The sequence below is a fragment of the Bradyrhizobium yuanmingense genome (assembly GCF_900094575.1).
GTDB classification, from domain to species: Bacteria; Pseudomonadota; Alphaproteobacteria; order Rhizobiales; family Xanthobacteraceae; genus Bradyrhizobium; species Bradyrhizobium yuanmingense.
Map to the genome: position 1 here is coordinate 1 of NZ_FMAE01000055.1, position 7832 is coordinate 7832.

Genomic DNA, 7832 nt, shown 5'->3' on the forward strand with positions numbered 1-7832 from the left:
CCGACGGATCTTCATCTCCGGCCAGAAGCGCGGCGTCTTCGGTGTCATCAAGCGCGAGCTGCGCCGCCGCTCCGCCATCGAACCCATCATCGGACACCTGAAGGCCGATGGTCACCTCGGCCGCTGCTACCTCAAAGGCCGCGCCGGCGATGCGGCTAAAGTCATCCTCTCAGCCGTCGGCCACAACTTCCGCCGCATCCTCGCCTGGCTCAGAGAACTCTTGTGCCTCATCCTGCTCCAGCTATGGCGCACGTTCGGCCGTCCCGCCCCGCTCAATTCGCTTCTTAACGGACGACTATCTACTGTCCCAATATAGCGGCCCAACGATTTAACGGCGCTGCGCATTTTGGGCTGGTTCTCACCGAAGAGCCACCAATTGTCCCGGCGGGAAGGACGAGGATTCTTGTCGCGTTCGGGCTTAACTTTCAGCAAAATGTGCTGGTAGATTTCGGGAAATCGCTTCCGGACGTCATCCTCAGTAAACCCGAATAGATCAATAACTGAGAGCCCTCGTGGTTTTCGGTTTATATCCCGCCCATTAAGATAGGGGCGGATTACGTCATCTATCAGTGGTGAAAAGATCGGATTGACCGAGGACTTCCTTAGCTGCCCCCCTCAACCGGCTTTGCTTGGCTTCGAGGACGAAGCAGTCCCGCTTGTAGAGGTCGATGCGACCTAGAGCATCGCCATCGTCCTTATGCCGTGTGACCACGCGCTCGAAAACGTAGTCATTTCGTTCGTGCGTTGCACCGGCAAGCTGGGGATGATCGACACTAAGTAGATCGCAGAGCTCGGTCAGGAATAGTGCATAATTAGCTCGCTCCTGACCTCCCTCCTGTCCTTGCCAACGAGCGATAAACCCGCTTAAGTTGTCGTCTGGCCACGATTCAACGTTCATACGGTCAAGATACTTAGAAAGGATGCCAGATCAAGGGGGCATGCGGAGGAGGGTAAGACCGGACCATACGTGAGATCAGCCTCATTTGCGAGTATTTACTCTTCGGTTGCAGTGCAGAGCCTACTGCCGCCGAGCCCTTTTCATCTGAGGAAGGCGTGCCGACTTCAGCCTGTGCAGCTCGATCGTTCGACTTAAACGGGGAATATGGTGCTACAGGAAATCATTGTTGCGGGTACCGCAAGCTACTCGACTGAAGGCCAAAAGCTAACTTCGTTGAAGCCGATCAATTTCATCTTTGGCACCAATGGAGCCGGTAAGACAACCATATCACGCTTTATTAATCATCCTGACTCCCATCCCTCTTGCACTTTAAACTGGGAAAAGGGTCAGGTAGTCACCTGTCGTGTCTACAACAGCGACTTCGTAGCTCGTAACTATGCGCCGCAGCTTCCTGGAATCTTCACTCTTGGCGAGGCGGAGAGGGAAACGCTCGACAACGTCGAGAAGGCGAACGGCAGGGTCAAAGACCTGGAGGATGGCATTGCGCAGCTGAACGGCACGCTCGGCCCAACGGATGGTTCATCTGGTAAGCGCGGAGAGCTACGGGCCCTGCGCACTAAGTTCGAGGCGGATTGCTGGAAGATCAAGGGCAAGTACGACCCACACTTTAAGGATGCCTTCACCGGCGTCCGTAACTCGCAGTCCAAGTTCTGCGACAAGGTGCTAGCCGAATTAGCAGTCAATACCGCAGAGCTCGTTGACGTCGACAAGTTGAGGCAAAAGGCTGCGACGCTGTTTGTTGAGGGCCTTCAGCAAGAGGCTGCCGTTCCTATCATCAAGGTGACCGACCTGCTAGCGATTGAACGCGCGCCCGTGCTTGCCAAAAAAGTTGTCGGTAGGGAAGATATCGACGTCGCGGCCCTGATTCGACGACTTGGCAACAGTGACTGGGTTAGGCAGGGGCTAGCGTACGTCGGCCACGGGTCTCAGTGTCCGTTCTGTCAGCAGGAAATCCAGGCGGAGCTTGCCGCACGGCTGAATGCCTATTTTGACGAGGGCTATGTCAATGACATAGCCTCGATCTCTGCCCTGCTCGAGACTTATGAGGTCCTCGCCGACACTACCTTAAAGAGGCTTGAGGAAATTCTCGTTCTCGATAGCCGTCACTTCGACGGGGACCTGTTGAGGGCAGATATTGACCGGCTTGCTGCCCGCCTTGCGGTGAACAGGCGTCTGCTCGAAGCTAAGAAGCGGGAGCCAAGTAGGTCCGTCACTCTAGAGCCATTGGCAGAACTTGCTGAGCCGGTCATCACCAGGATCATGGCCGCAAATACCTCTATTCAGTCCCACAATACGCTGGTGGACAACCTCACCACTGAGCGTGGCAAGCTGATAGGCCAGGTCTGGAAGTGCTTGCTTGAGGAGAACAGCATACTCATCGAGAAGCACCTGTCAGAGAAGGAGGCGCTTGACAGGGCCGTTCGGGGGCTGACAGCGGGGATAGCAGCGAAAGAGACCCAGCTTGTTACCGCAAGGGCAGAGCTTCGCGCATTGGAAAGACAGGTCACGAGCGTGCAGCCGACGGTAAGTGCGATCAATGCCTTGCTCACCTCCTTTGGATTCTCAGGATTCAAGCTAAGAACGGCGGGCGAGCGTGATCATCTCTATGAAATCGTGCGCGATGATGGCAACAACGCAGCTGCAACGCTTAGCGAGGGTGAAAAAAGCTTCGTTTGCTTTCTTTACTTTTATCACCTGCTGCGCGGTAGTGTGTCCGAGTCTGATGTCACGTCTGACCGGATTGTTGTATTCGACGATCCGGTATCAAGTCTCGACAGCGATGTGCTGTTTGTCGTGAGTACCTTGATCAAGCGCATACTGAAGGAGGCCTGTGACGGTTCCGGCCAGATCAGGCAGGTCTTCCTGCTGACTCACAATATCTATTTTCATAAGGAGGTATCCTTCGATCCTGCTCGTGGGGCAGAATGTAGAGCTCACGAGACGTTCTGGGTCATCACCAAGGTTGAAGGCGTTTCAAAGATTGTCGGATACAAGTACAACCCAATCAAGACGTCCTATGAGCTGTTGTGGGCGGAAGTACGCAACCCAAGTCGCTCAAATATGACGATCCAGAACACTCTTAGGCGCATCATCGAGAACTATTTCAAGATTCTCGGGAATGTCGATACAGATGAAATTGTCTCTAGGTTTGACGGTAAGGACCAGCAAATCTGTGCTTCACTCTTCTCGTGGGTAAATGACGGGTCGCACAGTGCCCATGAGGATCTTTATATCTCTGCCGATGATGGGGTGACGGCTCGCTATCTCAGCGTGTTCCGGCGCATCTTCGAAAAGACGGACCACCTCGGCCACTATAAAATGATGATTGGCACGGAAGCGTCAGTCAATCCTGGCCAGGGCATTGTTGCCGCCGCGCTAGAAACGACTTGAGAAGAACATCAAGATCTCTCCCAAGGGCAAAGGGGAGTGCAATTTGGTTGCCATCGTGGATTCGTCGGAGCTGAGCTACGCGGCTCTCGTCTAGCAACTGAAGCCGAGCCAAGGCCGTGTAGCGTGAGTTCCTTTGACCCGATGGCCGCTTGGGTCGATTCGCTTGACGCTTGCCGCAGTGTAGCACCGAGACGATTTCGCGGATGTACAGTGAAGATGCTGTAATTCTACTGTGGCTGAGGCGGCATGAAAACCATCCCTGGCTCCGAAGGCCGACGCGCATAGGGTCGATCTCATAGTCGCATATCCCGTATCCCGTCTCTACAACCTTCAACGAGCCGGTGGCACAGGTAGGCAGTCTTGGCGAGTCGATCAGGGCTCTGGCTTCCTAATCGAGGCAAACTGCGTCTTGGACTCCAGAGTAGAGTCGCGGAATGTCGCCGTGACTCGGGAGAGCGCCATTCGACCGTCCCACGTAAACGTGGTCACGATGCTATGGTAAGATCTCATCGCGGATGCCTCGACACCCTTGCATCCAAAAAGCCGCTCGACTTCCCGAATTGACATGCCTAGACGAGCATCGTTGAACTGCTGAAGGTTGACTGTGCACTTCCGGGACAGCCGAGCATCCTCCTCTAGCTCCGCTTGACGCTGCAACAGCTGGCGTCGGCTCGCGTCTGCGAGGTCTGCCTGTCCCTGTGCCAGCCTGCGCGCCTTCTCTTGATCGTCAATTCGGCTCCTAACCTCGGCGAGACGTCGCTCTGCGGCCTCCCGCTCGAGCCGGGCGCGCTCAGCCTCATTCGTGATCTCATTGATCCTCGGCTCCTCGGCCTCTGCCTGCCGGCGCGTCTCTTCGGCAGTCTCGCGATCACGCTGGGCCTGCTGACGCAGCTGCTCCTGCTGTCGTTGAACCTCGCTCTCCTCCCGTTCCCGCCGCCGCTGAGCCTTAGCTTTTTCTAGCTCGGCCCGAGCTGCAACCTGAGCCTTTCTCTGATCGTCTATGTCGCGCGCGGTCTTTATGATACTCCGCAAATCGGCCTCGAACTGGCGAATGGCACCCTGCGCGAAGCTCGGCAGTGCGGGAGAGTCCTTGGGCCCCGCGGTCATGGCGTGGTACTTCTGCCAGCAGTCGCCATAGATGCGTACGGTCGTTGTGACGTCGTCCTCAGTCCAGTCCAGGATCGGCTTGCCGAACAGCAGCACGTCTTCTTTACCGAGGAGTTGCTGCTCGCGTATGTCACTTCGGATCGCTCTCAGATTGATGGTCGGTACGGCTCCGCATCCGCCCCTTGCGTTCATCATGTTCTGAAAGAAGTGCCCCCCTGCGGCAGGCACAGGGGAGCTCGAGCTGAACGCGATCAGGATGATCGCGACGGAAAGCCGGAAGCGCGACACTCGCATTTATTCCTCCCTAGCCGTTCTCAGTAGAGGTAGAGCCAAAAGCCGGATCAAGGTTGATCCAACCCCCGCTACAATTTTAACGCAGATTTAGTCCCGATCGGAGGGGCTGCCTCGCGCTCGTGGACCGAGTGGAAGTTCCCCTCGCTGTCCTCCCGCATCTCGCATCGCTCCAGCAACGCTCGCTTGGTGGCCGCAACCCCCTCCACGACATCTGCCATCGCCTTTCTCAGCTGCTGCTGCGCCTTGGTCTCCTCGGGGTGGAGAGTCTCGCGAGCCCGGCCGCGGACGACATTCCACTCGGCCTCGCTGAAACCCGACAGGAAGTTCGGCGCGTTGAGGATCGCGCTCAGGACGGTCCGGTCGGCGACGGACCTCATCACGAAGTCTATCGGCGAGTTCTGTCGTCGGACGAATTCTCGAATCTCCTGGGCCAGCATCACCTCGGCGATGCTGGAGGGCGGCCTCGGCATCTCCACCATCCGCTCCTCCAGGTGCACAAGATTGTCGGCGACTGCCTTCTCGGCCGCCTTGACCGGCTTCAGCTCCGCAAGCTCGGCTAGGGCCTGCTGACCGATCCGGGCCCGGCGACGCCGGATGCCCTCGGCCGACAGATCTCGATCCTGCTCTGCTGCCAGACAGTTGCCGTCCACGGCGCGGGCGAGCCCCTGAAGGACTTGAACGCATTCCCGAAGTCTATCCCAGGCTACGGTGTTTGCGACGTCGGGTGAGGGCCAGCGGAGCGCCGTAGGGGCGATGCGGACTGCAATCTCGGTGTCAGTGAGGCGCTTGGTCATCTCTACTCTCCTCTGCATCTATGGCCCCATAACCGGGGGAACGTCGGACTCGCGAACATTCACCCACCGGACCCGAGAGCGCGCGTGCTCGATCGGTCGACCCGTGCTGGGATCGATCTCGATGGAAGGGGTCCTACCGCCATATGGCGCGGCTAATGTGAACATTCGCAGGCGCTGGTTGGGTCTCTGAGCAGCATGCAGCACACCGAACACGGCATTCGCGTAATCGTCGCTGCCGACCCGGCCATGATCGACGCTGTCCTTTCCGCCCGCGTGGGAGCGACGCTCCAGAAGCCGCAGTTCGCGGAGAAGACGAGGGTGATCGGGCAGGGCGATCGCGCGGCGCGTGAAGGCGGGCAGGCCCTCGACATAGAGCCGACCCTTGGGCAGCTCGGAGCGAAGGTATCGGATGCCGGCGGCCCTGAACTCCGTCTCGACCCACGCCGCGGCGTAGTTGTCGCCCGTTACCTGGCGGATGCCGTACTCTGCTAGCAGCGCTGTGTACTCACCGACTACCAGCTTTGGATCGAATGGAGGAGGCTGACCGCGCAGCACGTCGACCACCGTCCTGTCGCCGTCCCTGTGACCGACAGCCATCGTGAAGTGGTCGTGCCGACCTCCGCTCGGGTCGACGAAGGCGTGATAGGCGACGCTGCGCCGGGGCGGCAGCTCGATCGGGCGATCGCGGTCGACGCACGCGTCGATGTCCACGTCGGACAGGAAGGCGGCGATGTCGGATCGAAACTCGGCCTCCCACTCGCTGAGAGAGCCCTCGGGGTCGTCGGCCAAGGCCTCCGTGATCTCGGCCTCGTCGAGCAATGGGTTGAAGAGGCGCGAGCGGCCCTGGACGACCAGCACGTTCGGATCGTCGCGGCCGAAGTAGTCCTTGTGTCGATTGTAGAGAAGGCCGATCTTTCGATAGGGGCTCGAGATGCCGATCAACTGCCCGCCCGAGGCGATCAGCGCCGGCTTCGCCGCTCGATAGACCTCCAGGTCGGGGTTCGCCGACGTCTCGTCGCGCCAGACGGCGCTCTCGTCGAAAACTACGGCCAGCAGCGTGCGGCCGCGGATGCTTCGGAATGACGAGGGGTGCGTGGCGATGATAACGCCGTTGGCGAGGCGGATCTCAGACCTGGTAGCGTCGATCAGCTCCTGGCGAAGCACCGGGCTCTGGTCAATGAAGGCGCGCGCGTAGTCGAACACCAGCTTGGCCTGGAGCACCGTCTGACTGAGGACCAGCACGTAGCCCGTCTCGCCGGGCGCCAAACGATGCTGCTGGAGCAGGGCGGTATGCACGGCGATCGCCGCCGCCGTCCTCGACTTGCCGCCACGCCGGCCGACCACGGCCCAGAGCTCCTTGACGCGAGTGGCGGGGGGCGAGCGGCCGCCCGCGATGACGGCGAAGATCCTGCGCTGCTCCTCGTCCAGCGGCAGGCCGAACGCGGCGCGGAGGGCGGTGCGCCAGGTGGTCCACGAGGTGAGGTCGCCAAGCGCCGCGCCGAGCAGGTTCGGGTCCACGACTTACCGCCGTCCGAACTGATGCGATGGCCGACGAACACCTCACGTCGGCGCGCCTTGCGGTAAACCATGCGTTCGATCGTCCAATTCGTCATGGTCCCTCACGGTAGCAGCATGACTTGATCCGAACCGCGTTGCCGCGCCTTTTCCATTACGAATCCGCACATCACCCATGTTCGGCCTTGATACCTCGAAAATACACTCTGCCCTAGCGACCGCGCTTCAGGGCATCAACTCCTTCGGCTGGTAGGCATTGGGCTCGCCCTTGATGTTCCGAACTGGTCCAATTCATCCGAGCGACTTACACGCCAAGTAAGCGTCGGCTCATACAGCGTGACGGACGGTTGCCCAATCGTGTGGCGGATCGAACAATTTTAGCTCCTGTGGTTGTGCCTCCAAGCGGCGCCTCAGAAATCACCCATCAATGCGCCCTTTCCAACAACGCGCCGACCAGTCTTGATTGATCTCGCTGCCTGCCACGATCAGCATGAGCGGCTCCTTCACGCGGCGGGCAATGCGCCGCAGCGTAGCCGAGCCCAGATCGCTCATTGCCGCGGCGCCACCGGGATGCGAGTGCCAATCGCCGAGGTAATCAACGTCACCCGTGCTATCCTGAAAGGCCCGCCGTATCTCTGCGACCTGCCAAGCGTGATCAGGCACGAAACAGTGTCGCCCGTGAAGGGCGTGCGGGCCGGGACCGCGAAGGTCGACTACCACCCGGTCTTTCCCCACGCGCCCAGCCGAGAAGAACTCCGCCATTCTCAAGGGGG

7 protein-coding genes are annotated in these 7832 nt (G+C 59.4%); 2 read left to right on the forward strand and 5 right to left on the reverse strand.

The annotated features are described in order from the left end of the window. The coding region (locus GA0061099_RS38205) for a transposase (protein WP_478209849.1) at positions 1 to 316 on the forward strand (316 nt) is incomplete at its 5' end. A 243-nt stretch (positions 317 to 559) separates the two neighbouring features. Here GA0061099_RS38205 and GA0061099_RS43065 read toward each other — a convergent pair. Then, complete coding sequence (locus GA0061099_RS43065) at positions 560 to 898, reverse strand: type IIL restriction-modification enzyme MmeI (RefSeq protein WP_338060714.1); 339 nt, start codon at positions 896 to 898, stop codon at positions 560 to 562. A 204-nt stretch (positions 899 to 1102) separates the two neighbouring features. On the opposite strand from GA0061099_RS43065, the gene GA0061099_RS38220 reads away from it, so the two are divergent. Continuing rightward, positions 1103 to 3349 (forward strand): AAA family ATPase, encoded by a 2247-nt coding sequence (locus tag GA0061099_RS38220; protein ID WP_083235189.1) that lies wholly within the window; start codon positions 1103 to 1105, stop codon positions 3347 to 3349. A gap of 372 nt (positions 3350 to 3721) precedes the next feature. Here the strand turns inward: GA0061099_RS38220 and GA0061099_RS38225 are convergent, their stop codons facing one another. The 4 genes from GA0061099_RS38225 to GA0061099_RS38240 form a co-directional block, all read right to left on the reverse strand. Then, positions 3722 to 4750, reverse strand: coding sequence for a hypothetical protein (locus GA0061099_RS38225; protein ID WP_074448620.1), 1029 nt, complete (start codon positions 4748 to 4750; stop codon positions 3722 to 3724). A 68-nt stretch (positions 4751 to 4818) separates the two neighbouring features. Further along, positions 4819 to 5544 carry a hypothetical protein gene (locus GA0061099_RS38230; RefSeq protein ID WP_141697806.1) on the reverse strand — a complete coding sequence of 242 codons (726 nt, stop codon included), beginning with the start codon at positions 5542 to 5544 and terminating at the stop codon, positions 4819 to 4821. A gap of 18 nt (positions 5545 to 5562) precedes the next feature. Continuing rightward, on the reverse strand, positions 5563 to 7062 hold the full coding sequence (locus tag GA0061099_RS38235; protein WP_074448622.1) for a hypothetical protein: 1500 nt from the start codon (positions 7060 to 7062) through the stop codon (positions 5563 to 5565). A gap of 414 nt (positions 7063 to 7476) precedes the next feature. Beyond that, the coding region (locus GA0061099_RS38240) for a Mov34/MPN/PAD-1 family protein (protein WP_208604925.1) at positions 7477 to 7832 on the reverse strand (356 nt) is incomplete at its 5' end.

Coding starts and splice junctions, on each gene's coding strand:
- GA0061099_RS38220 (WP_083235189.1), top strand. CDS start 1,103: ATGGTGCTACAGGAAATCATTGTTGCGGGTACCGCAAGCTACTCGACT.
- GA0061099_RS43065 (WP_338060714.1), bottom strand. CDS start 898: ATGAACGTTGAATCGTGGCCAGACGACAACTTAAGCGGGTTTATCGCT.
- GA0061099_RS38225 (WP_074448620.1), bottom strand. CDS start 4,750: ATGCGAGTGTCGCGCTTCCGGCTTTCCGTCGCGATCATCCTGATCGCG.
- GA0061099_RS38230 (WP_141697806.1), bottom strand. CDS start 5,544: ATGACCAAGCGCCTCACTGACACCGAGATTGCAGTCCGCATCGCCCCT.